The following is a 22026-nucleotide window of genomic DNA, read 5'->3' as shown; positions in this document are numbered from 1 at the left end:
TACCCGAACATACGAGCAAAACGAGTTTTATATGACTGACAAAGATGTAAGCAAAGTAAAGCGCAAAGGCACATTCAAAAGCGCTCCGCTGCCAGTAGCTGTTAGCACGGGTGTGGTTCTGGCTGGCGAAGAGCTGGCGAAAGTGGCTGTTGCCGCTCTGGAAGACGTAAAAGCCCAAGACATCCTGGTTATCGACGTTCGTGATAAGCACAGCATCACTGACTTCATGATCATCGCGACCGGTACCTCCAACCGCCAGATCGGTGCGATGCTGGACAAGGTCCGCGAAGCCGTTAAAGCACAGGGCGTCAAGCCACTGGGCGAAGAAGGCAAGGGCGACAGCGACTGGGTTCTGCTGGATATGGACGACGTGATCGTGCACATGATGACCGCCAGCGCGCGTCAGTTCTACGACCTGGAACGTCTGTGGCAAGGCGCTGAACAGAGCCGTGCCCTCAGTGCAGCTCACCACAGCCCGGAAAACACCCACGAGCATTTCATCAAGCTCAACAAAGACCAGGAATAAGGGTTAGCTGTGCGCCTGCGTTTGATCGCTGTCGGTTCGCGGATGCCCAAGTGGGTGGAAGAAGGTTGGCATGAGTATGCCAAGCGTCTGCCATCCGAGCTGGCCCTTGAACTGGTAGAAATACCGCTCAATACCCGTGGCAAAAATGCCGACGTTGCCCGATTCATCCGTCAGGAAGGCGAGGCCATGCTGGCCAAAGTCGGCCCGGGGGAGCGGATTGTCACCCTCGAAGTGCACGGCAAGCCCTGGAGTACCGAGCAACTGGCGGTTGAGCTGGACCGCTGGCGCCTCGACTCGCGTACGGTGAACTTTATGGTGGGCGGCCCAGAAGGGTTGGCGCCTGAAGTCTGCGCTCGCGCCGATCAGCGCTGGTCGCTGTCGCCGTTGACGTTGCCGCACCCGTTGGTAAGGATTCTGATCGGTGAGCAGTTGTATCGCGCCTGGACGGTATTGTCCGGGCACCCTTATCACAAATAGCTCAGCGCCTCAGAATGACCCAGCCGATTCGCCTTAAAGACCACGAAAAGGACGCACGCCTTGTGCGTAGACGCGTCGTGGTCGGCGCATGTGTGGTGGTGGCCCTGATATGCGTACTGATTGCTCGTCTGTACTACTTGCAAGTGGTGCAGTACGACTATCACTCCACGCTGTCCGAAAACAACCGGGTGCATGTGCAGCCGATCCCCCCGACTCGCGGTCTGATTTTTGACCGCAATGGTGTGGTGATCGCAGACAACCGTCCCAGCTTCAGCCTGACCATGACCCGTGAGCGCTCGGGTGACTGGGCGCAAGTGCTCGACGCCATCGTCGAAGTGCTGCAACTCACGCCTGAAGACCGCGCCTTGTTTGAAAAGCGCATGAAGCAGGGGCGTCGGCCGTTTGAGCCGGTGCCGATTCTGTTCGAGCTCAACGAAGAACAAATCGCCCGGATTGCCGTCAACCAGTTCCGTCTGCCCGGTGTTGAGGTGGTTGCACAGTTGGTACGTCACTACCCGCAAGGTGCGCATTTTGCGCACTCGGTGGGTTATATGGGGCGGATCAACGAGAAAGAGATTAAAACCCTTGATCCGGTCAACTACAGCGGCACTCACCACATCGGTAAAACCGGCATTGAACGCTTCTATGAAGCCGAGCTGCACGGTCAGGTGGGTTACGAAGAAGTTGAAACCAACGCGCGTGGCCGTGTACTGCGGGTGCTCAAGCGCACGGATCCGATTCCGGGTAAAGACATCGTCCTGAGCCTGGATATCAAGTTGCAAGAGGCGGCCGAAGAAGCGCTGGCTGGCCGACGTGGCGCTGTGGTCGCATTGAACCCGCTGACGGGTGAAGTGCTGGCGATGGTCAGCCAGCCGAGCTTTGACCCTAACCTGTTTGTAACCGGCATCAGCTTCAAGGCTTACGCCGAGCTGCGTGACTCGATTGACCGCCCGTTGTTCAACCGGATCTTGCGGGGCCTGTATCCGCCGGGTTCGACCATCAAGCCTGCGGTCGCGATTGCGGGCCTGGACAGCGGCGTCGTGACCGGCTCCACTCGGGTCTATGACCCCGGCTATTACCAATTGCCCAATTACGATCACAAATACCGTAACTGGAACCGCACCGGTGATGGCTATGTCGATTTGGACACCGCGATCATGCGCTCCAACGACACCTATTTCTATGACCTGGCCCATAAGCTGGGCATCGACCGTTTGTCGAGCTATATGAATCAGTTCGGCATTGGTCAAAAAGTCTCGCTCGACATGTTTGAAGAGTCGGCCGGTCTTATGCCGTCCCGTGAGTGGAAGCGTGCGACCCGGCGTCAGGCGTGGTTCCCGGGCGAAACACTGATTTTGGGCATTGGTCAGGGCTACATGCAGTCCACCCCTCTGCAACTGGCCCAGGCGACTGCGCTGATTGCCAGCAAAGGCAAGTGGAACCGTCCACACCTGGCTAAAACCATTGAGGGTGTGCCACCGGTAGATCCCAATCCGATGCCCGATATTGTGCTGCGCGACCCGTCCAACTGGGCCAAGGTCAACCACGGCATGCAGCAAGTGGTGCATGGTGCGCGCGGCACTGCGCGGGTTGCAGGCGTTGGGGCGCAGTATCTGATTGCCGGCAAGAGTGGTACGGCGCAGGTGGTCGCAATCAAACAGGGCGAGAAATACGACCGCTCCAAAGTCCAGGAACGCCACCGTGACCACGCCTTGTTCGTCGGCTTTGCACCGGCCAACAACCCGCAAATCGCGGTCTCGGTCATGATTGAAAACGGCGAAGCCGGCAGTCGCGTAGCTTCACCCGTGGTGCGTAAGGTCATGGACGCCTGGCTACTGGATGCAGACGGCAAGCTCAAACCTGAGTACGCCAGCGCTTCAAAGGCGGAGGCTACGGCCAATGATGAGTAATTTTGACCGCATCCTCTCCAGTGAGGATGTGATGCGTCGTCGTGCCACGCTGCTTCAGCGTTTGCACATCGACGGCCCTTTGCTGATTTTGTTGCTGACACTCGCAGCTGGCAGTTTGTTTGTGCTGTATTCGGCCAGCGGCAAAAGCTGGGACCTGTTGAGCAAGCAGGCGACCTCATTTGGTATCGGTCTGGTGTCGATGTTCATCATCGCCCAGCTGGAACCCCGCTTTATGGCGCGTTGGGTGCCGATCGGTTATCTGGCCGGTGTCATGTTGCTGGTGGTGGTGGACGTCATGGGCCACAACGCCATGGGCGCCACGCGCTGGATCAATATTCCGGGGGTCATTCGCTTCCAGCCTTCTGAATTCATGAAAATCCTGATGCCCGCGACCATCGCCTGGTATTTGTCCAAACGCACCTTGCCGCCGCAGCTCAAGCATGTGGCGGTCAGTTTGTTGCTGATCGGGATTCCCTTTGGCCTGATCGTACGTCAGCCCGACCTCGGGACGGCCCTGCTGGTACTGGCTGGCGGTGCCTTCGTGCTGTTTATGGGCGGTTTGCGCTGGCGCTGGATTATCAGCGTGCTGGCGGCTGCCATACCGGTGGCGATTGCCATGTGGTTCTTCATCATGCACGACTACCAGAAGCAGCGAATCCTGACCTTCCTCGATCCGGAGAGCGATCCGTTGGGCACCGGCTGGAACATTATCCAGTCCAAGGCGGCCATTGGTTCGGGCGGTGTGTTTGGTAAAGGCTGGCTGCTGGGCACCCAGTCGCACCTGGACTTTCTGCCGGAAAGTCACACTGACTTCATCATCGCCGTGATGGGGGAGGAGTTCGGCCTGGTGGGTATTTGCGCATTGCTGTTGATCTACCTGCTGTTGATTGGTCGCGGCCTGGTGATTACCGCCCAGGCACAGACGCTGTTCGGCAAGTTGCTGGCTGGCAGTTTGACCATGACTTTTTTTGTTTACGTTTTCGTCAACATCGGTATGGTCAGTGGCCTGTTGCCGGTGGTGGGTGTGCCATTGCCGTTTATTAGTTACGGCGGAACTTCGCTCGTGACGCTGCTGTCAGCGTTTGGAGTTTTGATGTCGATCCACACGCATCGAAAGTGGATCGCGCAAGTTTGATTAAGGTGAACAATTCAATGCAAGCAATGCGTGGCTGGGCCGCTCGATACGTGTCATGGGTGGGCCTGCTGGGTCTGTTCGGTGCCGCGTCTAACGCGGTGGCCGGCGACTATGAAGGTTCTCCCCAAGTGGCTGAGTTCGTTGGCGAGATGACCCGGGACTATGGGTTCGCCGGTGAACAGTTGATGGGCGTTTTCCGCGAGGCTGAGCGCAAGCAGGCCATTCTCGACGCCATTTCTCGGCCGGCCGAGCGTGTCAAGCAGTGGAAAGAATACCGGCCGATGTTTCTGACCGACGCCCGGGTCGCCCGCGGTGTCGATTTCTGGCGTGAGCATGAGGCCGTACTGGCTCGTGCCGAGCAGGAATACGGCGTTCCGGCGCAGGTGATTGTGTCGATCATCGGCGTTGAGACCTTCTACGGTCGCAATACCGGCAATTACCGGGTGATTGATGCGCTGTCGACCCTGGGCTTTGATTACCCGCCGCGCGCCGAGTTTTTCCGCAAGGAATTGCGCGAATTCCTGTTGCTGGCCCGCGAAGAACAAGTCGACCCGCTGAGCCTCAAAGGTTCTTACGCCGGGGCGATGGGCTTGCCGCAGTTTATGCCGAGCAGCTTTCGCGCCTATGCGGTGGACTTCGATAACGATGGTCACATCAATATCTGGAGCAACCCGGACGATGCCATTGGCAGCGTTGCCAGTTACTTCAAGCGCCATGGCTGGGTCGCGGGGGAGCCCGTGGTGGTGCGTGCCGACGTGCAGGGCGATCGGGTCGATGAAGGTTTGACCCAGGGGATTGAACCGGTCAAGACCGTCGGGGAGTTGCGAGCGCTGGGCTGGTCGAGTCATGATGCGCTGCGCGACGATATGCCTGTAACGGCGTTCCGTCTTGAAGGCGAAAAGGGGCCTGAATACTGGATGGGCCTGAAGAATTTTTATGCGATCACACGCTACAACCGTAGCGTGATGTACGCCATGGCAGTGCATCAACTGTCCGACCTGCTGGTTCAAGTTCGGGGCAACAAGTAATGGCGTTTCCTGCGATCCGCACTCCTTTGAAACTCGCCGCCTGCGCGGCGATGGCGCTGCTGGTGGTGAGCTGTTCGAGCAGTCGCTCGAGCAGCCCGCAAACCTCGACCGCTATCAGTTCCAAGCCGGGGCTGGACATCAACCGCGCTCACAAGGACGGCGCGCCGTGGTGGGATGTCGATGTCTCGCGCATCCCGGATGCCACGCCGACGCTGCATACCGGCCCCTACAAGGCCAACCCTTACACGGTATTGGGTAAAACCTACTTTCCGATGCAAGAGTCCAAGACCTATGTGGCCTCGGGCACTGCGTCCTGGTACGGCACCAAGTTTCACGGGCAGAACACTGCCAATGGCGAAGTGTATGACCTGTACGGCATGAGCGCCGCGCATAAAACACTGCCATTGCCCAGCTACGTCAAAGTGACCAACCTGGACAATGGCAAGGCCGTGATTTTGCGGGTTAACGACCGTGGCCCGTTCTATTCGGACCGCATCATCGACTTGTCGTACGCCGCAGCCAAAAAACTCGGCTATGCCGAAACCGGTACGGCTCGGGTCAAGGTCGAAGGCATTGACCCGCAAGCCTGGTGGGCGCAGCGTGGTCGTCCGGCGCCGTTGATGCTCAACGAGCCTAAAGTGGCACAGGCAGCACCCGGTTTGACGGTTTCGACCGGCAAGGTGGAGCAGTGGACACCACCGCCTCAGCAGCACGCTTCGGATGTGATCCCGCCCGTGGTTGCGCAAAAGGGCCAGGGCACTTATTTGCAAGTCGGTGCATTTGCAAATCCGGACGCTGCCGAGTTGCTTCGATCCAAACTCAGTGGCATGGTCAGCGCCCCCGTCTTCATCAGCTCGATTGTGCGCAATCAGCAAACCTTGCACCGCGTTCGCCTGGGGCCGATTGCCTCAGCCGGTGAAGTGCAGCAAATGCAAAACAGCGTGCGATCGGCCAATTTGGGCCAGCCGAGCGTTGTGACGGATCAGTAACACTGATTAAAGCGTTGGGCCTTGAATCCTGGAGGCCCAAACGCAGTGGCAAGGATCAACAATAAAAGCCTGTCCAGAGGCTCACTTGCAACTGAATACGCGACAGCCCGTCATACGGCTGTCACAAAAGTTTTGCCCGCGAGGGTAAGTTTTCACTAACAAATTCGAGAGACGGATGAACATCACCACCTTTGCCAAACGCCTGTGCCTGCTTGTCCCGCTGATCATCACCCCGGCTGCCTGGGCAGTCGAGATGATGCCGTCGCCGCCTCAACTGGCTGCCAAATCCTACGTTCTGATGGATGCCAACAGCGGTAACGTGCTGGTAGAAAACAACGGCGACCAGCGTCTGCCGCCAGCCAGCCTGACCAAGCTGATGACCGCATACATCGCGACCCTGGAAATCCGTCGCGGCCAGATTGGCGAGAACGACCCGGTGACCGTCAGCGAGAACGCCTGGCGCACAGGTGGTTCGCGTATGTTCATCAAGGTCGGCACCCAAGTATCGGTCAGCGACCTGCTCCACGGGATCATCATTCAGTCGGGTAACGACGCCAGCGTTGCGCTTTCTGAGCACATCGCCGGCAGCGAAGACGCATTCGCGGACATGATGAACAAAACCGCTGGCGACCTGGGCATGACCAATAGCCACTTCATGAACCCGACCGGTCTGCCGAACCCGGATCACTACTCGTCGGCTCACGACATGTCGTTGCTGGCTCGTGCAATCATTCACGAAGACCCGACTCACTACGCGATCTACTCGCAGAAAGAGTTCTTCTGGAACGGTATCAAACAACCTAACCGCAACTTGTTGCTGTGGCGTGACAAGACCGTTGATGGTCTGAAAACCGGTCACACCGACGAAGCCGGCTACTGCATGGTGTCTTCGGCGGTACGTGATGGCATGCGCCTGATCGCCGTGGTATTCGGTACTAACAGCGAAGCGGCCCGTGCGGCTGAAACTCAGAAACTGCTGACCTACGGCTTCCGTTTCTTCGAAACCCAAACCTTCTACCAGAAGGGCACCGAGCTGGCTCAGGCTCCGGTCTGGAAAGGCACCACTCATGAGGTTAAAGCCGGCCTGGCCGATGACCTGACCATGACGTTGCCTAAAGGCCAATTGAAAAAGCTGGCCGCCAGCATGACCATGAACCCACAACTGATGGCGCCTATTGCCAAAGGTGATGTGATCGGTAAGGTTGAGGTCAAACTGGACGACAAGGTTGTGCACAGCGCCGACCTGATCGCCCTTGAACCGGTTGAGGAAGGTGGTATTTTCCGCCGCGTCTGGGATAGCATCCGTCTATTCTTCTACGGGATGTTCAACTGATAGCACTTCCTTGTATGCCCCCGTGCTAACCATGCACGGGGGCATTCTGTAGTTCTGGGCTTACGAGGCCGATACGCCATGACCGACACCGAAGTAAAGGCGCCAAAGATCGAATTTCCTCAAACTGATTATCCGGTCAAGGTGATCAGCGACACGGGTGTGGGCAACAAGGACAAGATCATTGAGATCGTGCTCAAGCACGCGAAGATCAATGATCAGCGCATTGACGAGCGCCAAAGCACCAATGGCAAATACACCACGATCCAGTTGCACATTGTTGCGACCGATCAAGACCAGCTGTACAACATCAACAGTGAATTGCGAGCCACCGGCTTCGTACACATGGTGCTGTGATGTCGCAGGTCTTGGGTATTCGCGAGTTGGGCCAGCTCGACTACGAGCGGACTTGGCTGGCGATGCAGCGTTTCACTGACGAGCGCAAGCACAAGCCGGACACGCAAGATGAAGTCTGGCTGGTGCAGCATCCGCCAGTGTTTACCCAAGGTCAGGCAGGCAAGGCCGAACATCTGTTATTGCCGGGTGATATTCCGGTGGTTAAGTCGGACCGCGGCGGGCAAGTGACGTATCACGGGCCTGGCCAGTTGGTCGCTTATCTGTTGCTTGACGTGCGCCGCCTTGGTTTTGGCGTACGAGAACTGGTGAGCCGGATGGAGCATTGCCTGATCGACCTGCTGGACACTTATGGTGTGACAGCAGCGGCCAAGGCTGATGCCCCGGGCGTTTACGTTGACGGCGCGAAAATCGCCTCCCTGGGTCTGCGTATTCGCAATGGCTGCTCTTTTCACGGTCTGGCCCTGAATGTGGACATGGACCTGGAACCGTTTCGACGGATTAACCCCTGTGGTTATGCGGGGCTGGCGATGACCCAGTTGCGTGACCGTGCAGGGCCGATTGAATTTGCCGAGGTGAGTGCCCGGCTGCGCGCGCAGCTCGTCAAACACCTCGACTATGCTGAGCAGACGACCCTAACGGGCGGAATCGATTGATATGACTACTGCGCAAGACGCTGTTCAAACCCTGATCCCGACGCTGGATATCTCCGAACGTGTGGCCCGTGCACAAGAGGCCCGTTCCAAGGTTGAGACCGGCGTTAAATTGCGCGGTGCCGAAAAGGTTGCGCGTATCCCGGTAAAGATTATTCCGACCACCGAGCTGCCAAAGAAGCCGGACTGGATTCGCGTGCGCATCCCGGTGTCGCCGGAAGTCGACCGCATCAAGGCCCTGCTGCGCAAGCACAAGTTGCACAGCGTGTGCGAAGAAGCATCCTGCCCCAACCTGGGCGAATGCTTCTCGGGCGGCACGGCGACGTTCATGATCATGGGCGACATCTGCACCCGTCGTTGCCCGTTCTGTGACGTGGGCCACGGCCGTCCGAAGCCACTGGACGTCAACGAGCCAGAAAGCCTGGCAATCGCCATTGCTGACCTGCGTTTGAAGTACGTGGTGATCACCTCGGTAGACCGCGACGACCTGCGTGACGGTGGTGCCCAGCACTTTGCCGATTGCATCCGCGAAATCCGTCGACTTTCGCCCAACGTGCTGCTCGAAACCCTGGTTCCGGACTACCGTGGCCGTATGGACATTGCGCTGGAAATCACCGCAGCCGAGCCGCCAGACGTGTTCAACCACAACCTGGAAACCGTGCCACGCCTGTACAAGGCTGCGCGCCCGGGTTCTGACTACCAGTGGTCGCTGACCTTGCTGCAACGCTTCAAGCAAATGATGCCGCATATCCCGACCAAATCCGGCCTGATGCTGGGTTTGGGCGAGACCGATGAGGAAGTCATTGAAGTGATGAAGCGCATGCGCGAGCACGACATCGACATGCTGACCCTGGGCCAGTACCTGCAACCGTCGCGCAGCCACTTGCCGGTGCAACGTTTTGTTCACCCTGACACCTTTGCCTGGTTCGCCGAAGAAGGTTACAAAATGGGCTTCAAAAACGTAGCGTCGGGCCCACTGGTGCGTTCTTCGTACCACGCTGACGAACAAGCCAAGCTGGTTAAAAACATGCTGGTGGGTGCCTGAAACGATGAATAGCCGGCTCACCGCGCCCGTGTCTTTCAAGACTCACAGCGCGGTGCCCGCGCTGCCTGCTGGCGGGGTGATCGGCCTGATCGCCCCGGCCGGTCCTGCCGAACTTGATCTGCAACTCGCAACCCAATGGATGCATGCCCGTGGCTATCAGCTCAGGGTGTTTCCAGGCGTTTGGGAAAAAGAAAGTTACCTGGCAGGTTCAGATACCGTTCGCTTGCGCGACCTTCATAACGCGTTTGCAGACGACAGCATTGATGCGATTTTCTGTTTGCGCGGTGGTTATGGTTGTTCGCGCTTTCTTGAAGACATCGATTTTGAGCTGCTGAGACGCCATCCCAAGCCGTTCGTGGGCTATAGCGACATCACTGCGCTGCATTTGGCGATCACCCGCTACGCAGGCTTTGTGACCTTTCACGGGGCCATGCTCAAGGCAGACCTTCTGAATAATAAGCAGCAGCCAACTGAGTCCTCTCTTATGCGCATGCTGAGGGGGCAACAACCTGCTTTGCTCGAACACCCGGCGGCCTATCCGTTGACCACCCTGACGCCAGGCTCGGCCAGTGGCCGTTTGCTGGGCGGCAACCTGTCGATGATCTGCGCTGCCATGGGCACTGCGTTTGAGCTGGATGCTCAGGGCATCATCCTGTTTATCGAAGACGTCAACGAACCGCTGTACCGGGTCGATCGTTTGCTCAACCACCTGCGACTGGCAGGCAAGCTTGGCCAGTTACGCGGGGTGCTGGTGGGGGATTTTGCCGGGGTGGATGTGCAGGCGCTGGAGCGGTTGCTCAAGCAAGAACTCGGGCCGCTGAACATCCCGGTGCTGGCTGGCTGGCGCAGCGGACATTGCGACCCGAACATCACCTTGCCGATGGGCGCGCAAGTGCGCCTGGATGCGGACAATCAGCAATTGTTGCTTGAGCAAGACGTGGTTCTGACTGCAGGGCTTTGAGTCCAAAGCCCCTCTAGACCTCTCCCTTTGGGAGAGGGGCGGGGTGAGGGCGCTCTTACTGACTGCGCAAACGCTCCAGCAGTTTATGCGAAGGATAGCCGTCCGCCGGCCAGCCAAAAGCCTGCTGCGCACTGCGGATTGCTTTGCGGGTGTTCGCGCCAATAATCCCGTCAGGATTACCCGCATCGTAATTGCGCTGCGTGAGCAGGGTTTGCAGCTCGATTCGCTCGGATCGGCTCAGCGGCAGGTCATCTTTTGGCCAATCACCCAAAATGGTTCCACCACCATTGAAGCGCTGAGATAGCAGGCCCACGGCCAGTGCGTACGACGATGAGTTGTTGTAACGCAAAATGGCGCGGAAGTTATCCAGCACCAAAAAAGCCGGGCCTCGGTAGCCAGCAGGCAGTAACAAGGTTGCGCTCAACTCTTCGCTGCCAGTAGGCGCTTGGATGCCAGTTGGCAGTGTAACGCCCAGCTTCTGCCACTCGCTGACGCTTTTTCGGACCGAACCATCGGCCAGTGCGTAATCAAAACCACTCGGTAATTCAACTTCAAACCCCCATGGCTGACCCTGCTTCCAGCCTGAGCTTTGCAGGTAGTGCGCCGTCGAGGCCAGGGCGTCAGCCGAGCTGTTCCAGATGTCTCGGCGCCCGTCGCCATCGAAATCCACGGCGTGGGTTTCATAGGTGGTCGGGATGAACTGGGTCTGGCCCATGGCACCTGCCCAGGAACCGAGCATTTTTTCAGGGGTGATATCACCCTCCTGGATGATTTTCAGCGCGGCGATCAGTTGGCTCTGGGCGAACTCAGGGCGGCGGCCTTCGAAGGCGAGGGTTGCCAGTGAGCGGATCACCGACTTGTTGCCCTGGAAAGTACCGAAGTTGCTTTCCATGCCCCAGACCGACACCAGCGCCTGGCGATCAACGCCGTAGCGTTGCTCGATGCGGGTCAGCAACTCGGCGTTTTGCTCCAGCAGGCGCTGGCCGTTACGTACCCGCAAAGGCGACAGCGCACCGTCCAGGTACTCCCAGACCGGGCGGCTGAACTCAGGTTGGCTGCGGTCGGCCTTGATCACGCTCATGTCGGGCGTGATGCCGGCGAACGCGTTATCGAATACGTGCGGTGAGATGCCGGCGTTCAGGGCTTGAACGCGGAAATTGGCCTGCCATTCGCTAAAACTTTGGGCGGGCTGAATATTGGGCACATCGGTGCTCGCAGCGCTGGTGGTGACCGCGGGCGCAGTGGGCGTGACGGGCAGGGGTTGAGCATCGGCTGCGGTCGGTTTTTCTGCGCAGGCGACTAACAAAATGACGCTGGAAGCAGCAATCAGTTGGCGCATTGGCCAACGACGTGAAGAACTTAAGGTCATGCGCAGGTCCAGGTAATGCAAATCAGATGCAGACCTTATCATCCCCGCTGTCAGGCAGCCAGAAAGTAAAAAGCCTCCCGGTCTCTCGACTGGAAGGCTTCGCGGCGGTAGCTGCCTTTGCCTTTGGCAGGGCGTTCCTGGCGGCTGCGGAACAAGGGTTGGGCGACGATGGATTTGGCCTTGTTGGGGCGCTTGCTCATGGCATTTGCTCTCACGGGGTTTAAACAAGCGCAAATCATCGGCCAGTTTTTTGAAGATGTCCAGTGGCTGTCCAGCAACACTAAATCCCACGGAGAAAGTTGGTTTACTCCGATGGCAAATTCAGACGTTGCCCACACATCAGCAGCGTTAATCGACTCAGGCTGCTCCACGCAGAACCCGCTGCCTGACCTTTGATTTGCGCATCAATGCGCTGTGCATCCATCAGCAATTGAGCCCAGCGTTGCGCCGTATAACGTTGCAAGGCTTTGCTCATCAGCGGTTTGCGCTTGTCCCAGACCGGTGGTCGGGCCTGGCTAAAGGCTTTGTCCAGTGAGATGCCCTGGCTGTACTGCAAGGCAATGTTGGCCAGTACCCGCAACTCTCGGGCCAGCGCCCACAAAATCACCGGCGGCTCAACGCCCTCGCCGCGCAGGCCTTCCAGCATGCGCAAGGCGTGCGCCGCTTCGCCGTTAAGCACCGCATCAACCAGTCCGAAGACATCGAAGCGCGCACTGTCAGCCACCGCAGCCTGCACGGTTTCCACCGTAATCTGGCCGTCTTCGGCCATCAGCTTGAGCTTTTCGACTTCTTGGGCGGCTGCCAGGAGGTTGCCTTCTACCCGAGCAGCAATCAGTTCGACCGCGTCCTGACTGGCAGACAGCCCAGCTTGAGACAAGCGCTGGCGAATCCATTGCGGCAACTGGCTGGCGTCTACCGGCCAGATTTGTATGAATTGGGTCTGCGGGCCTTCAACCAGGGCCTTGCCCCACTTGGTTTTCTGCGCGCTGCCATCGAGCTTGGGCAAGCTGATCAGCAGCAAGGTGTCTTCGCCAGGGCGTGAGCAGTATTCGAGCAGTGCCGCAGCCCCTTTGTCACCAGGCTTGCCGGAGGGCAGGCGCAGTTCCAGCAGGCGCTTCTCGGCGAACAGCGACATGCTGGCACCCGCTTGCAGCAGCGAACCCCAGTCAAAGCTGGCGTCAGCGCTCAATACCTGGCGTTCATCAAAGCCTTGTTTGCGGGCGGCACTACGGATGGAGTCGGCAGCTTCCTGGCACAGCAACGGGTCATCGCCGCTGATGATGTAGATGGGCGAGAGGTTGCCTTGCAGGTGTTTGGCGAGTTGAGCGGGGGCGAGTTTCATAGGGCTTGATAGATAACGGGGCGCCACAGCGCCCCGTATGCCTTACTGGTTTGGCAGTTCGAGTGGCGACTGTTGCGGCGTTTCGGCTTCAGCCTTGCGTGCCGCTTCCAGGGCTTGTGCTTCAGCACGCGCCTTCTCATCCGCCACTTTTTGCAGCTCGGCCAGGCGCGCCGGTGTCAGTTGCGACAGACGCAACAGCATTTGCTGCACCAGGTCACGGGTCATTTCTCTGCGGGTCATCGCCGCTTCCTGAGTAGAGCCGCTCAGGTTGTTGCCGTCCTGCAGGTAAACCTTGCGCGCCTCAATCTTGCTATCGAGCAAAGGCAGGTTGTTTTCGCCTCTGATCTCGTAGTTCCAGACTTTGGTCAGCTCGTACTCAGCTGAAGAGTTGGTGCCGACATAGCTGGCAGCGCGCGAGCTTTCTTTTTCGTTGGTCAATACCAGTTTGTAGGGTGCGCTGTCAGTGACTTTGACGCCGCTGCTTTCAAGCGCCTGGCGCAGTTCGCGAACCGAGTCGCCATAAGCATTGCGTGCGCTCACACCCAATTCGGTCATGGTCAGCTGATCGGTGCCGGTGCCACGCAGCTGAAAGCCGCAGGCGCTCAACAGAACAGCGAGACCCATCACCAGCAAGTTGCGTTTGATCATGTGTTGCTCCCCTTGAAACCAGGAGGGCCGACGTGGCGGCCCGAAAGGTTTTGTTGGACGCCCGCATGCTGTACGGGCGTCTGTTCCAATTAGCTGGCGACGATGTTGACCAATTTGCCAGGCACCACGATCACTTTGCGGATCGTCAGGCCTTCGGTGAAGCGCAGCACGTTTTCGTTGACGCGGGCAGCCGCTTCAACGTCTTCGCGGCTGGCGCTTGCCGGCATGTCGATCTGGCCGCGCAGTTTGCCGTTAACCTGAATAACCAGCTGCAGGGTGTCTTGCACCAGCGCGCTTTCGTCCAGGGTTGGCCACGGCGCGTCGATGATTGCACCGGCGTGTCCCAACTGATTCCACAGCTCATGGCTGATATGTGGAGTGATCGGCGCCAGGATCAACGCAACAGTCTCAAGGCCTTCTTGCAGCAAGGCGCGATCCTGTTCGGTGGTTTGTGGTGCTTTTTCAAGCACATTCATCACGGTCATCACCTGGGCGACGGCGGTGTTGAATTTGTGGTGCAGGCCGACGTCCTGGCTGGCTTGCTTGATCGCCTGGTGGATGGCACGGCGAATGACTTTCTGCTCGTCGTTCAGGCTGGCGATGTCCAGCGCGCCCGGCAGGCCTTGGCCGACGTGAGCGTGGGCCAGGCGCCATACGCGCTTGAGGAAACGGTGCGAACCTTCAACACCCGAATCCGACCATTCCAGGCTTGCGTCAGGCGGCGAGGCAAACATCATGAACAGGCGGCAGGTGTCTGCGCCGTATTGTTCGATCATGTATTGCGGGTCCACGCCGTTGTTCAGCGATTTGGACATTTTCTGCGTACCGCCGATTTCCACCGGCAAGCCGTCAGTCTTCAACGTGGCGCCGATGATCTTGGCCTTGGCGTCACGTTCGATTTCGACGTCGTCCGGGTTGAAGAAGTCCTTGCCGCCGTTGTCCAGCGTACGGTAGTAGGTCTCGGCGATGACCATGCCTTGAGTCAGCAGGTTCTTGAACGGCTCGTTGGAGCTGACCAGACCTTCATCACGCATCAGTTTATGGAAGAAGCGCGCGTACAGCAGGTGCAAAATCGCGTGTTCGATGCCGCCAATGTATTGGTCAACCGGCAGCCAGTGGTCAGCGGCCTTGCGCTCAACCAGACCGCCGTCGAAATGCGGCGAGGCGTAGCGAGCGTAATACCACGACGATTCGACGAAGGTGTCCATCGTGTCGGTTTCGCGCTTGGCCGGTGCGCCACATTTAGGGCAACTGCACTCGTAGAATTCAGGCATGCGCGCCAATGGAGAACCGGCGCCATCGGGTACCACGTCTTCTGGCAGCACGACCGGCAGTTGGTCTTCAGGGACCGGCACGTCACCGCAGGTGTCGCAATGCACGATCGGAATCGGGCAGCCCCAGTAACGTTGACGGCTGATGCCCCAGTCTCGCAGGCGGAACTGGGTGCGCGATTGGCCCAGGCCTTTGGCGGTCAGAGCGGCTTCGATGGCATCGAACGCAGCCTGGAATTCCAGGCCGTCGAACTCGCCTGAGTTGATCAGTGTGCCGTGTTCGCCGTAAGCGGCTTGCCATGGAGCGGGTGTCTCATCGCCTGCGCTGGTACGAACCACGGCCTTGATCGGCAGGTTGTACTTGGTGGCGAATTCGAAATCACGCTCGTCATGCGCCGGGACTGCCATAACTGCACCGTCGCCGTAGTGCATCAGTACATAGTTGGCGACCCATACCGGGAGCTTTTCGCCGGTCAGCGGGTGTTCAACGAACAGCGAGGTTGGCAGGCCCTTTTTCTCTTGGGTCGCCATGTCAGCTTCGGCCACGCTGCCGCCTTTGCATTCAGCGATAAACGCTTGCAGTTGCGGGTTGCCTTGCGCAGCCAAGGTGGCCAACGGGTGTTCGGCGGCGACGGCCACGTAGGTGGCGCCCATCAGGGTGTCTGGACGGGTGGTGAATACTTTGAGTGCGCCCGCTTCGCCGATGGACTCGACGTTGTAAGGGAACTGCACTTCCATGCCACGGGATTTGCCAATCCAGTTGCGCTGCATGGTTTTGACCTGCTCCGGCCAGCCGGGCATGTCGTCGAGGCTTTCAAGCAGCTCATCCGCGTAAGCGGTGATCTTGAAGTAGTACATCGGGATTTCGCGCTTTTCGATCACCGCGCCCGAACGCCAGCCGCGGCCGTCGATCACTTGCTCGTTGGCCAGAACGGTCTGGTCGACCGGGTCCCAGTTCACGGTGCCGTTTTTACGGTAGATCACACCTTTTTCGAACAGGCGAGTGAACAGCCATTGTTCCCAGCGGTAGTAATCAGGCTTGCAGGTGGTAATTTCGCGGGACCAGTCCACAGCCAGGCCGAGGCTGCGCAGCTGGGTTTTCATGTAGGCGATGTTTTCGTAAGTCCATTTGGCCGGTGCGACTTTGTTTTTCATCGCGGCGTTTTCGGCCGGCATGCCGAAAGCGTCCCAACCCATGGGTTGCAGAACATTTTTGCCCAGCATGCGCTGGTAACGGGAAATCACGTCACCGATGGTGTAGTTGCGCACGTGGCCCATGTGTAGCTTGCCGCTTGGGTACGGGAACATCGATAGGCAGTAGTAGGTTTCCTTGCCTAGATCTTCGCTGACTTCGAAGGACTTTTGGTTGTCCCAGAATGATTGGGCGGCGGCTTCTATTTCACGGGGCTGATATTGTTCGTGCATGGCTACTTGTACTAATAAAGGGTGGCCTAGTCCTCTTCAACTTACACAGGCATTTGTGTTGCCCGGTCAGGTTGGAGCAGGGGTTACAGGAAGTTCCGTAGCATACATGACCCCACTCTATCGAGGGAAACCCTGATTGCCTCATCATTCCGTTGGTCGCGGCAACGCGCTGGTTTTACAAGCGCAGCTAAGCTGTATGTGGGGGGAGAAACTTCCTTAATGAGGTGTACGGATGGCAGAGTCGCAACGCAAAGAAATAAAATCGGAGGTGTACGAGCGGCTGATTGATCGTTTGAGTGTGGCTCTTGATTCAGCAAAGACGGCAGTGCGATTACGAGACGAGCGCCCTGCCGAATTGGAATTGCGTGGTTTGAGTCGTGCCGAGTTAGAGTTGATCAACGTCTATTTAAACCGGATCGGGCGTGAGGCTGATGAACGCCCCCAAGGCAGCTTGAATGTGCAAAATGCCCCTCGCAAGGCCAAGGTCATCTGGCTCAAAGACAGGGTGCAGGGAACGTAGGGCTGTGTGGCGATCCAGGCCGGGCCCACGATGAACGCGCAGCGTACAGGGTTGATGCATCAGGGTTTGAGTGTTGACCAGCCCTGTTGATGCCTCCCTTCAACCCCCTTAGGCTTCGGGCATCTCTGGAGATGCTCGATGCCTATTCGATATGTCGTTAAACAACTTCTCTTGCCTCCGGGCATTCTTCTGTTGTTCCTGCTGCTGGCCTGGTGGTTTAGGCGCTCGCGTCCGCGTCTGGCGGGTGTGCTGTTTGCCTTGGGGCTTGGCGGATTATGGTTAATGAGCTTGCCCATTGTCGTGGAGTGGGGCGCGCGTGCCATCGAGCGTGAGCCCGCGTTAGCCCAAAGCGAGTGGTCGACCCTGGCTGAGCGCGCGGATGCGATTGTGCTGCTGGGCTCCGGGCGCGAGCGTGGTGACCCGGCCTGGGGCAGTGATCAGCCGACCATGATCGGGCTCGAGCGCCAGCGGTATGCGGCGCGACTGGCGAAGGCTTCAGGCTTGCCGGTGCTGACTACGGGCGGCTTGCACTACGGTACACCGCCCAGTGAGGCGCAGATCATGGCCGACTCGTTGCGAGACGATTCGGGTGTTGAGGTGCGCTGGAAAGAAGAACAAAGCCGCACCACATGGGAAAACGCCCAAATGAGCGCCGACATTCTTTTGCCTCAGGGCATCAAGCGTGTCGTGGTGGTCACCCAGGCGTGGCACATGCCGCGCTCGGTATGGAGTTTTGAAAAAGCCGGTTTTGAGGTGGTGCCTGCGCCGGTCGGCTTTTTGAGTGCTGACAACGCCCGCCCGTTGGGTGGTTGGCTGCCGGAGTACAAATCGGTCTGGCAGTCTGGGCTGTTACTCAACGAAGCTGTGGGGCAGATTGCCTACCCGTTGTTTTATCGTAACCAAGCCCGCTGATAAGCCTGAGAAGCGAGCTGCCCGCGAAGCAGGCAGCTCGGTGTGACTGGAAGATGCGCGAGCCAGCTCGCTCCTGTAAGGAGTTGGCTTTTATGGTTTACACCGTCTTGGCAATCCGGCTGGTAATCAGCGCCCAGCCGATCAGCAGCACGCAAAGAATTGCCAGTGGCCATGAGCGCCATTGCAGATACGGCGTCAGGTTGTGCATCGGTACGACGTCGCCATACATGATGCCGCGCTCGAATTGCGGAATCTGGGTGGTGATTTGACCGAACGGGTTAATCAGTGCGGTGACACCGTTGTTGGTTGCCCGGATCATCCAGCGGCCTGCTTCAAGGGCGCGCATTTGTGCCATCTGCAAATGTTGCAGCGGACCAATCGAAGTGCCGAACCAGGTGTCGTTGCTGATGGTCAGCAAAATATCGCTTTGGGCAGCAAGGCCAGCGACAAAGTCCGGATACACCACTTCGTAGCAAATCAGCGGGGCGATCTGATAACCCTTGGCTTGCAACATGGGTTGATCGGATGGGCCACGAGCAAAGTCTGACATGGGTAGGTCAAAGAACGCGATCACACCGCGTAATACGTCCTGCAACGGTACGTACTCACCAAAGGGCACCAATTTTTGCTTCAGGTAAATACCATCGCCTTCACCTACCGCGGTAATGCCGTTGAAGTAACGCGATTCGTGGCGCACGTCCTGGCGGATCGGCACGCCGGTAATTAACGCGGAATTTCGTTCGGCGGCAAACCGCCCCATCATCGTCAAATAGCCTTCGGCGTTTTCTTTGAGGACCGGGATGGCGGTTTCTGGCCACACGATCAGGTCGGCCCGTTTAGAGCTGAGGGTCATGTCGCGGTACAGCGCCAACTGCGCGTTGAGCTGTGCCGGGTCCCATTTCATGCTCTGCTCAATGTTGCCCTGAATGGCGGCCACGCTCAGCGGATTGCCCGACGGGCTGGTCCAGGCGTGATGCTTGAGTGCGATGCCGATGCACCAAGGGCCGATCAACAGCGCGACGGCTAAGCCAATAAAGGCCTTGCGCTTGATCTTGATCAGGCGCGGCAAGTTGCACAGCAGGGCGGCGGTCAGGGCCAGGGTGAACGAGATTAGCCACATGCCACCCAGTGGCGCGAGCCCGGCCAGTGGGCCATCTAGCTGGCTGTAACCCGAGTAAAGCCATGGGAAACCGGTCAGGAACCAGCCGCGAAATGCCTCTTGAACCACCCACAGCGCAGCAAACGCCAGGGCATCGGCCAGTGGCGCTTCGTTGCGACGAATCCAGCGCGCCCACACCCAGGCGGGCAGGGCGAAGAACCAGGCGATGGCCGCCGTGAACAGCAGCATCAGCAAGCCGGCCAGCAGCACCGAGGCGCCACCGAAGTGGTGAATGCTGTAATAGATCCAGCTGGTGCCCGCGCCAAACAGGCCGAAGCCGTAGCACCAGCCACGTCCCAGCGCCTGTTTGGGCGAGAGGTCGCGCAAGCCAAGATAGAACATGGCCAGGGCAACCAGTGCCAGAGGCCAAATATCAAAAGGAGCCAGCGCCAGGGTTGTCAGTGCGCCGGCTACCACGGCCAGCAGGTTACCGGGCCAGCCGGGGGAGGTTATCCAGCGCATTTCAATCCTTAGCGTTAAGGTTTAGCGGGCAATGGGTGTTAAGCGAATCAAATGAATCCGGCGGCTGTCAGCATTCAGAATGCGGAACCGATAAGGGCCGATTTCAGTGATTTCATTGCGTTTTGGCAAGTGCCCGAACGCGCTCATGACCAAACCGCCAACGGTGTCGAATTCGTCGTCGGAGAAGTCGCTGTCAAAGAACTCGTTGAAGTTCTCGATGGGCGTCAGGGCCTTGATCAGGAAGTCGCCGCTGGGCAGTGGCTTGATATAGCTGTCTTCTTCGACATCGTGCTCGTCTTCGATGTCGCCGACGATCTGCTCCAGAACGTCTTCAATCGTGACCAGACCGGCCACGCCGCCGTATTCGTCAATGACGATGGCCATGTGGTTATGGTTGGCACGGAACTCACGCAGCAACACGTTAAGGCGCTTGGACTCAGGGACAAAGGTCGCCGGACGCAGCAAATCCTTGATGTTGTACTTGTCGCCGTTCTCTTGAAGGATCAGCGGCAGCAGGTCTTTGGCCAGCAGGACGCCGAGGACGTCATCGTGGCTTTCGCCGATCACCGGGTAGCGCGAGTGCGCCGCGTCAATGATCGCCGGGAGAAATTCGCGGGGTGTCTGGGTCGCCTTGATGCTGATCATCTGCGAGCGCGGAACCATGATGTCCCGTACTTGCAGGTCAGCCACTTGAATGGCGCCTTCGACGATGGCCAGCGCTTCGCTGTCCAACAGTTTGTTCTGATGTGCTTCGCGCAGCAGCTCAAGCAGCTCCTGGCGGTTTTTCGGCTCATGGGCAAAGGCCTGGGTCAGCTTACCTAACCATGACTTTTGCCCGTTGCTCGATCGGTCTTCGCTCATAGCGATTTACTCGTATCCCTTGGTTGTTTCAGTGGGTGGTTAATCGGTTTCGTCGTCTGCATACGGATCCGGATGACCCAGTTCCGCAAGCAACGTTCGTTCCAGAGCTTCCATTTCTTCAGCTTCGTCGTCTTCTATATGGTCGTAACCCAGAAGATGCAAGCAGCCGTGAATCACTAAGTGAGCCCAGTGGGCTTCAAGCGCCTTGCCCTGTTCAGCGGCTTCGCGTTCGACCACGGCCACACAAATCACCAGGTCGCCGAGTAACGGGATGTCGAGGAATTCGTCGGGCACGTCAGCCGGAAAAGACAGCACATTGGTTGCGTAGTCTTTTTGACGCCAGGTGTGATTAAGCTCACGGCCTTCGGCCTCGTCCACCAGGCGAATGGTCATTTCCGAGTCAGCGGTGCGCTGGCGCAGCGCCAGTTCGCACCATTGGCGCAACTGGGCTTCGCTGGGAGAGGCGGCTTCGGTCGCCCGTTGCAGGTCAAGCTCAAGCATCGTGGCGGTAGTCCTTGGCGGCCGGCAGGGCGGCCAGTTTGTCTGCGGCTTCCTGTTCGTAGCGCCCGTAGGCCTCAACGATGCGTTGCACCAATGGGTGGCGCACTACGTCCTTGGACTGGAAGTGAGTAAAGCTGATGCCCGGCACGTCCTTGAGCACTTCGATGACATGATTCAGGCCCGATTTGGTGCCTTTTGGCAGGTCGATCTGAGTGATGTCACCGGTGATCACGGCGGTCGAGCCGAAACCGATACGGGTCAGGAACATCTTCATCTGCTCAACGGTGGTGTTCTGGCTTTCGTCGAGAATGATGAAGCTGTTGTTCAGCGTACGGCCGCGCATGTAGGCCAGCGGTGCCACTTCAATGATCTGGCGTTCGATCAGTTTGGCCACGTATTCAAAGCCGAGCATCTCGTACAGTGCGTCATACAGCGGGCGCAGGTACGGGTCGATCTTCTGCGACAGATCGCCTGGCAGGAAACCGAGCTTTTCACCGGCTTCAACGGCTGGGCGCACCAACAGGATGCGACGAATTTGCTCGCGCTCCAGGGCGTCAACGGCGCAGGCCACGGCCAGGTAGGTTTTACCCGTACCGGCTGGACCAATGCCGAAGTTGATGTCGTTGCCCAGGATTTCCTTCACGTAGCGCTGCTGATTGATACCGCGAGGGCGAATCATGCCCTTTTTGGTGCGCAGTGAAACGCTGGCTTCAGCCACGGGGTTGCTGGCGAGGTCTTGCAGGTCAGATTCCTGCAGGAACAGGTGCACCAGATCCGGCGAAAGCTCAGTGGCTTTGGTTTCGCGGTAGAGGCGACGCAGCAGGTTTTCTGCGCTGGACGTGAGTTTTGGGTCGCCGATCAGCTCGAATTGATTACCGCGATTGCGGATTTCGATCGTGAGACGCTGTTCGATCAGGCGCAAATGCTCGTCGAATTGTCCGCACAGATTGGCGAAGCGGCGAGCCTCAAAAGGCTCGAGGAGAAAACGATGTGGTTCGATGGGTGCGTTCAAGGTCGTTTTTAGCCGCCCTAAGGCAATTAAGATGAATTGAAGGATAACGCTAGCAGGTCATGCGCGAAAGGACTTACTGATGCGACGTAAAACCTGTAGTTGCTGCCGCAGGCTGCGAACGTCCACACGGCGGACG

At 58.3% G+C, this 22026-nt stretch carries 22 protein-coding genes; 13 read left to right on the top strand and 9 right to left on the bottom strand.

The window, feature by feature from the left end; translation table 11 throughout:
- Nucleotides 1-31: 31 nt before the first annotated feature.
- From rsfS to ACIQYF_RS12865, 11 genes are all read left to right on the top strand, one after another.
- Nucleotides 32-526 (top strand): ribosome silencing factor, encoded by a 495-nt coding sequence (gene rsfS / locus ACIQYF_RS12915; protein WP_402861877.1) that lies wholly within the window; start codon nucleotides 32-34, stop codon nucleotides 524-526.
- A gap of 9 nt (nucleotides 527-535) precedes the next feature.
- Complete coding sequence (rlmH, locus tag ACIQYF_RS12910; protein WP_003444191.1) at nucleotides 536-1003, top strand: 23S rRNA (pseudouridine(1915)-N(3))-methyltransferase RlmH; 468 nt, start codon at nucleotides 536-538, stop codon at nucleotides 1001-1003.
- Between the two features lie 14 nt (nucleotides 1004-1017).
- Complete coding sequence (gene mrdA / locus ACIQYF_RS12905; RefSeq protein WP_402861873.1) at nucleotides 1018-2913, top strand: penicillin-binding protein 2; 1896 nt, start codon at nucleotides 1018-1020, stop codon at nucleotides 2911-2913.
- Between the two features lie 31 nt (nucleotides 2914-2944).
- Nucleotides 2945-4048, top strand: a complete 1104-nt coding sequence (rodA, locus tag ACIQYF_RS12900; protein ID WP_192812409.1) for a rod shape-determining protein RodA — start codon at nucleotides 2945-2947, stop codon at nucleotides 4046-4048.
- Between the two features lie 17 nt (nucleotides 4049-4065).
- Nucleotides 4066-5076, top strand: a complete 1011-nt coding sequence (mltB, locus tag ACIQYF_RS12895; RefSeq protein WP_402861869.1) for a lytic murein transglycosylase B — start codon at nucleotides 4066-4068, stop codon at nucleotides 5074-5076.
- A complete protein-coding gene (locus ACIQYF_RS12890; RefSeq protein WP_402861866.1) occupies nucleotides 5076-6065 on the top strand; it encodes a septal ring lytic transglycosylase RlpA family protein in 990 nt (329 codons plus the stop codon). Before mltB ends, ACIQYF_RS12890 begins: the two co-directional genes overlap by 1 nt.
- A gap of 175 nt (nucleotides 6066-6240) precedes the next feature.
- Nucleotides 6241-7398 carry a D-alanyl-D-alanine carboxypeptidase family protein gene (locus tag ACIQYF_RS12885; protein ID WP_402861863.1) on the top strand — a complete coding sequence of 386 codons (1158 nt, stop codon included), beginning with the start codon at nucleotides 6241-6243 and terminating at the stop codon, nucleotides 7396-7398.
- Between the two features lie 78 nt (nucleotides 7399-7476).
- Complete coding sequence (locus tag ACIQYF_RS12880) at nucleotides 7477-7752, top strand: DUF493 domain-containing protein (RefSeq protein ID WP_019411986.1); 276 nt, start codon at nucleotides 7477-7479, stop codon at nucleotides 7750-7752.
- Nucleotides 7752-8405: a lipoyl(octanoyl) transferase LipB gene (gene lipB, locus ACIQYF_RS12875; protein WP_402861858.1), complete on the top strand. Its 654-nt coding sequence runs from the start codon at nucleotides 7752-7754 to the stop codon at nucleotides 8403-8405. Before ACIQYF_RS12880 ends, lipB begins: the two co-directional genes overlap by 1 nt.
- 1 nt (nucleotide 8406) lies before the next feature.
- Nucleotides 8407-9447 carry a lipoyl synthase gene (gene lipA / locus ACIQYF_RS12870; RefSeq protein ID WP_402861855.1) on the top strand — a complete coding sequence of 347 codons (1041 nt, stop codon included), beginning with the start codon at nucleotides 8407-8409 and terminating at the stop codon, nucleotides 9445-9447.
- A gap of 4 nt (nucleotides 9448-9451) precedes the next feature.
- Nucleotides 9452-10408 (top strand): LD-carboxypeptidase, encoded by a 957-nt coding sequence (locus tag ACIQYF_RS12865; RefSeq protein WP_402861852.1) that lies wholly within the window; start codon nucleotides 9452-9454, stop codon nucleotides 10406-10408.
- Between the two features lie 55 nt (nucleotides 10409-10463).
- Here the strand turns inward: ACIQYF_RS12865 and ACIQYF_RS12860 are convergent, their stop codons facing one another.
- The 5 genes from ACIQYF_RS12860 to leuS form a co-directional block, all read right to left on the bottom strand.
- On the bottom strand, nucleotides 10464-11777 hold the full coding sequence (locus ACIQYF_RS12860) for a lytic murein transglycosylase (protein ID WP_402861849.1): 1314 nt from the start codon (nucleotides 11775-11777) through the stop codon (nucleotides 10464-10466).
- A 50-nt stretch (nucleotides 11778-11827) separates the two neighbouring features.
- Nucleotides 11828-11977, bottom strand: coding sequence for an alternative ribosome rescue factor ArfA (gene arfA / locus ACIQYF_RS12855; RefSeq protein WP_003444166.1), 150 nt, complete (start codon nucleotides 11975-11977; stop codon nucleotides 11828-11830).
- A 104-nt stretch (nucleotides 11978-12081) separates the two neighbouring features.
- Nucleotides 12082-13119 carry a DNA polymerase III subunit delta gene (holA, locus tag ACIQYF_RS12850; RefSeq protein ID WP_402861845.1) on the bottom strand — a complete coding sequence of 346 codons (1038 nt, stop codon included), beginning with the start codon at nucleotides 13117-13119 and terminating at the stop codon, nucleotides 12082-12084.
- Between the two features lie 42 nt (nucleotides 13120-13161).
- Nucleotides 13162-13767 carry an LPS assembly lipoprotein LptE gene (lptE, locus tag ACIQYF_RS12845; RefSeq protein ID WP_402861842.1) on the bottom strand — a complete coding sequence of 202 codons (606 nt, stop codon included), beginning with the start codon at nucleotides 13765-13767 and terminating at the stop codon, nucleotides 13162-13164.
- Nucleotides 13768-13856: 89 nt separating this feature from the next.
- Nucleotides 13857-16463, bottom strand: a complete 2607-nt coding sequence (gene leuS, locus ACIQYF_RS12840) for a leucine--tRNA ligase (protein WP_402861839.1) — start codon at nucleotides 16461-16463, stop codon at nucleotides 13857-13859.
- A gap of 232 nt (nucleotides 16464-16695) precedes the next feature.
- Between leuS and ACIQYF_RS12835 the strand changes: the two genes are divergently transcribed.
- Together ACIQYF_RS12835 and ACIQYF_RS12830 are read left to right on the top strand one after the other, a co-directional pair.
- Nucleotides 16696-16983 carry a hypothetical protein gene (locus ACIQYF_RS12835; protein ID WP_402861836.1) on the top strand — a complete coding sequence of 96 codons (288 nt, stop codon included), beginning with the start codon at nucleotides 16696-16698 and terminating at the stop codon, nucleotides 16981-16983.
- A gap of 138 nt (nucleotides 16984-17121) precedes the next feature.
- Nucleotides 17122-17895, top strand: a complete 774-nt coding sequence (locus ACIQYF_RS12830) for a YdcF family protein (RefSeq protein ID WP_402861833.1) — start codon at nucleotides 17122-17124, stop codon at nucleotides 17893-17895.
- Nucleotides 17896-17992: 97 nt separating this feature from the next.
- Here ACIQYF_RS12830 and lnt read toward each other — a convergent pair whose 3' ends face one another.
- Genes lnt through ACIQYF_RS12810 form a run of 4 tightly spaced genes read right to left on the bottom strand, consistent with a single transcriptional unit; the run spans nucleotide 17993 to nucleotide 21890 of the window.
- On the bottom strand, nucleotides 17993-19516 hold the full coding sequence (lnt, locus tag ACIQYF_RS12825; protein ID WP_402861830.1) for an apolipoprotein N-acyltransferase: 1524 nt from the start codon (nucleotides 19514-19516) through the stop codon (nucleotides 17993-17995).
- A 21-nt stretch (nucleotides 19517-19537) separates the two neighbouring features.
- Nucleotides 19538-20377 carry an HlyC/CorC family transporter gene (locus ACIQYF_RS12820; RefSeq protein WP_019411974.1) on the bottom strand — a complete coding sequence of 280 codons (840 nt, stop codon included), beginning with the start codon at nucleotides 20375-20377 and terminating at the stop codon, nucleotides 19538-19540.
- A 39-nt stretch (nucleotides 20378-20416) separates the two neighbouring features.
- Complete coding sequence (gene ybeY, locus ACIQYF_RS12815; RefSeq protein ID WP_402861826.1) at nucleotides 20417-20878, bottom strand: rRNA maturation RNase YbeY; 462 nt, start codon at nucleotides 20876-20878, stop codon at nucleotides 20417-20419.
- A complete protein-coding gene (locus ACIQYF_RS12810) occupies nucleotides 20871-21890 on the bottom strand; it encodes a PhoH family protein (protein WP_402861823.1) in 1020 nt (339 codons plus the stop codon). The genes ybeY and ACIQYF_RS12810 overlap by 8 nt, the downstream gene beginning before the upstream one ends.
- Nucleotides 21891-22026: the final 136 nt, after the last annotated feature.

It is taken from the genome of Pseudomonas sp. NPDC096917 (assembly GCF_044762555.1).
GTDB lineage: Bacteria > Pseudomonadota > Gammaproteobacteria > Pseudomonadales > Pseudomonadaceae > Aquipseudomonas.
This window is presented reverse-complemented; position numbering and strand designations above follow the sequence as displayed.

What these genes read in the sequence shown, in the direction of transcription:
- rsfS (WP_402861877.1), top strand. Translation starts at nt 32, where the DNA reads ATGACTGACAAAGATGTAAGCAAAGTAAAGCGCAAAGGCACATTCAAA.
- mrdA (WP_402861873.1), top strand. Translation starts at nt 1,018, where the DNA reads ATGACCCAGCCGATTCGCCTTAAAGACCACGAAAAGGACGCACGCCTT.
- rodA (WP_192812409.1), top strand. Translation starts at nt 2,945, where the DNA reads ATGCGTCGTCGTGCCACGCTGCTTCAGCGTTTGCACATCGACGGCCCT.
- mltB (WP_402861869.1), top strand. Translation starts at nt 4,066, where the DNA reads ATGCAAGCAATGCGTGGCTGGGCCGCTCGATACGTGTCATGGGTGGGC.
- ACIQYF_RS12890 (WP_402861866.1), top strand. Translation starts at nt 5,076, where the DNA reads ATGGCGTTTCCTGCGATCCGCACTCCTTTGAAACTCGCCGCCTGCGCG.
- ACIQYF_RS12885 (WP_402861863.1), top strand. Translation starts at nt 6,241, where the DNA reads ATGAACATCACCACCTTTGCCAAACGCCTGTGCCTGCTTGTCCCGCTG.
- ACIQYF_RS12880 (WP_019411986.1), top strand. Translation starts at nt 7,477, where the DNA reads ATGACCGACACCGAAGTAAAGGCGCCAAAGATCGAATTTCCTCAAACT.
- lipB (WP_402861858.1), top strand. Translation starts at nt 7,752, where the DNA reads ATGTCGCAGGTCTTGGGTATTCGCGAGTTGGGCCAGCTCGACTACGAG.
- lipA (WP_402861855.1), top strand. Translation starts at nt 8,407, where the DNA reads ATGACTACTGCGCAAGACGCTGTTCAAACCCTGATCCCGACGCTGGAT.
- ACIQYF_RS12865 (WP_402861852.1), top strand. Translation starts at nt 9,452, where the DNA reads ATGAATAGCCGGCTCACCGCGCCCGTGTCTTTCAAGACTCACAGCGCG.
- ACIQYF_RS12860 (WP_402861849.1), bottom strand. Translation starts at nt 11,777, where the DNA reads ATGACCTTAAGTTCTTCACGTCGTTGGCCAATGCGCCAACTGATTGCT.
- arfA (WP_003444166.1), bottom strand. Translation starts at nt 11,977, where the DNA reads ATGAGCAAGCGCCCCAACAAGGCCAAATCCATCGTCGCCCAACCCTTG.
- holA (WP_402861845.1), bottom strand. Translation starts at nt 13,119, where the DNA reads ATGAAACTCGCCCCCGCTCAACTCGCCAAACACCTGCAAGGCAACCTC.
- lptE (WP_402861842.1), bottom strand. Translation starts at nt 13,767, where the DNA reads ATGATCAAACGCAACTTGCTGGTGATGGGTCTCGCTGTTCTGTTGAGC.
- leuS (WP_402861839.1), bottom strand. Translation starts at nt 16,463, where the DNA reads ATGCACGAACAATATCAGCCCCGTGAAATAGAAGCCGCCGCCCAATCA.
- ACIQYF_RS12835 (WP_402861836.1), top strand. Translation starts at nt 16,696, where the DNA reads ATGGCAGAGTCGCAACGCAAAGAAATAAAATCGGAGGTGTACGAGCGG.
- ACIQYF_RS12830 (WP_402861833.1), top strand. Translation starts at nt 17,122, where the DNA reads ATGCCTATTCGATATGTCGTTAAACAACTTCTCTTGCCTCCGGGCATT.
- lnt (WP_402861830.1), bottom strand. Translation starts at nt 19,516, where the DNA reads ATGCGCTGGATAACCTCCCCCGGCTGGCCCGGTAACCTGCTGGCCGTG.
- ACIQYF_RS12820 (WP_019411974.1), bottom strand. Translation starts at nt 20,377, where the DNA reads ATGAGCGAAGACCGATCGAGCAACGGGCAAAAGTCATGGTTAGGTAAG.
- ybeY (WP_402861826.1), bottom strand. Translation starts at nt 20,878, where the DNA reads ATGCTTGAGCTTGACCTGCAACGGGCGACCGAAGCCGCCTCTCCCAGC.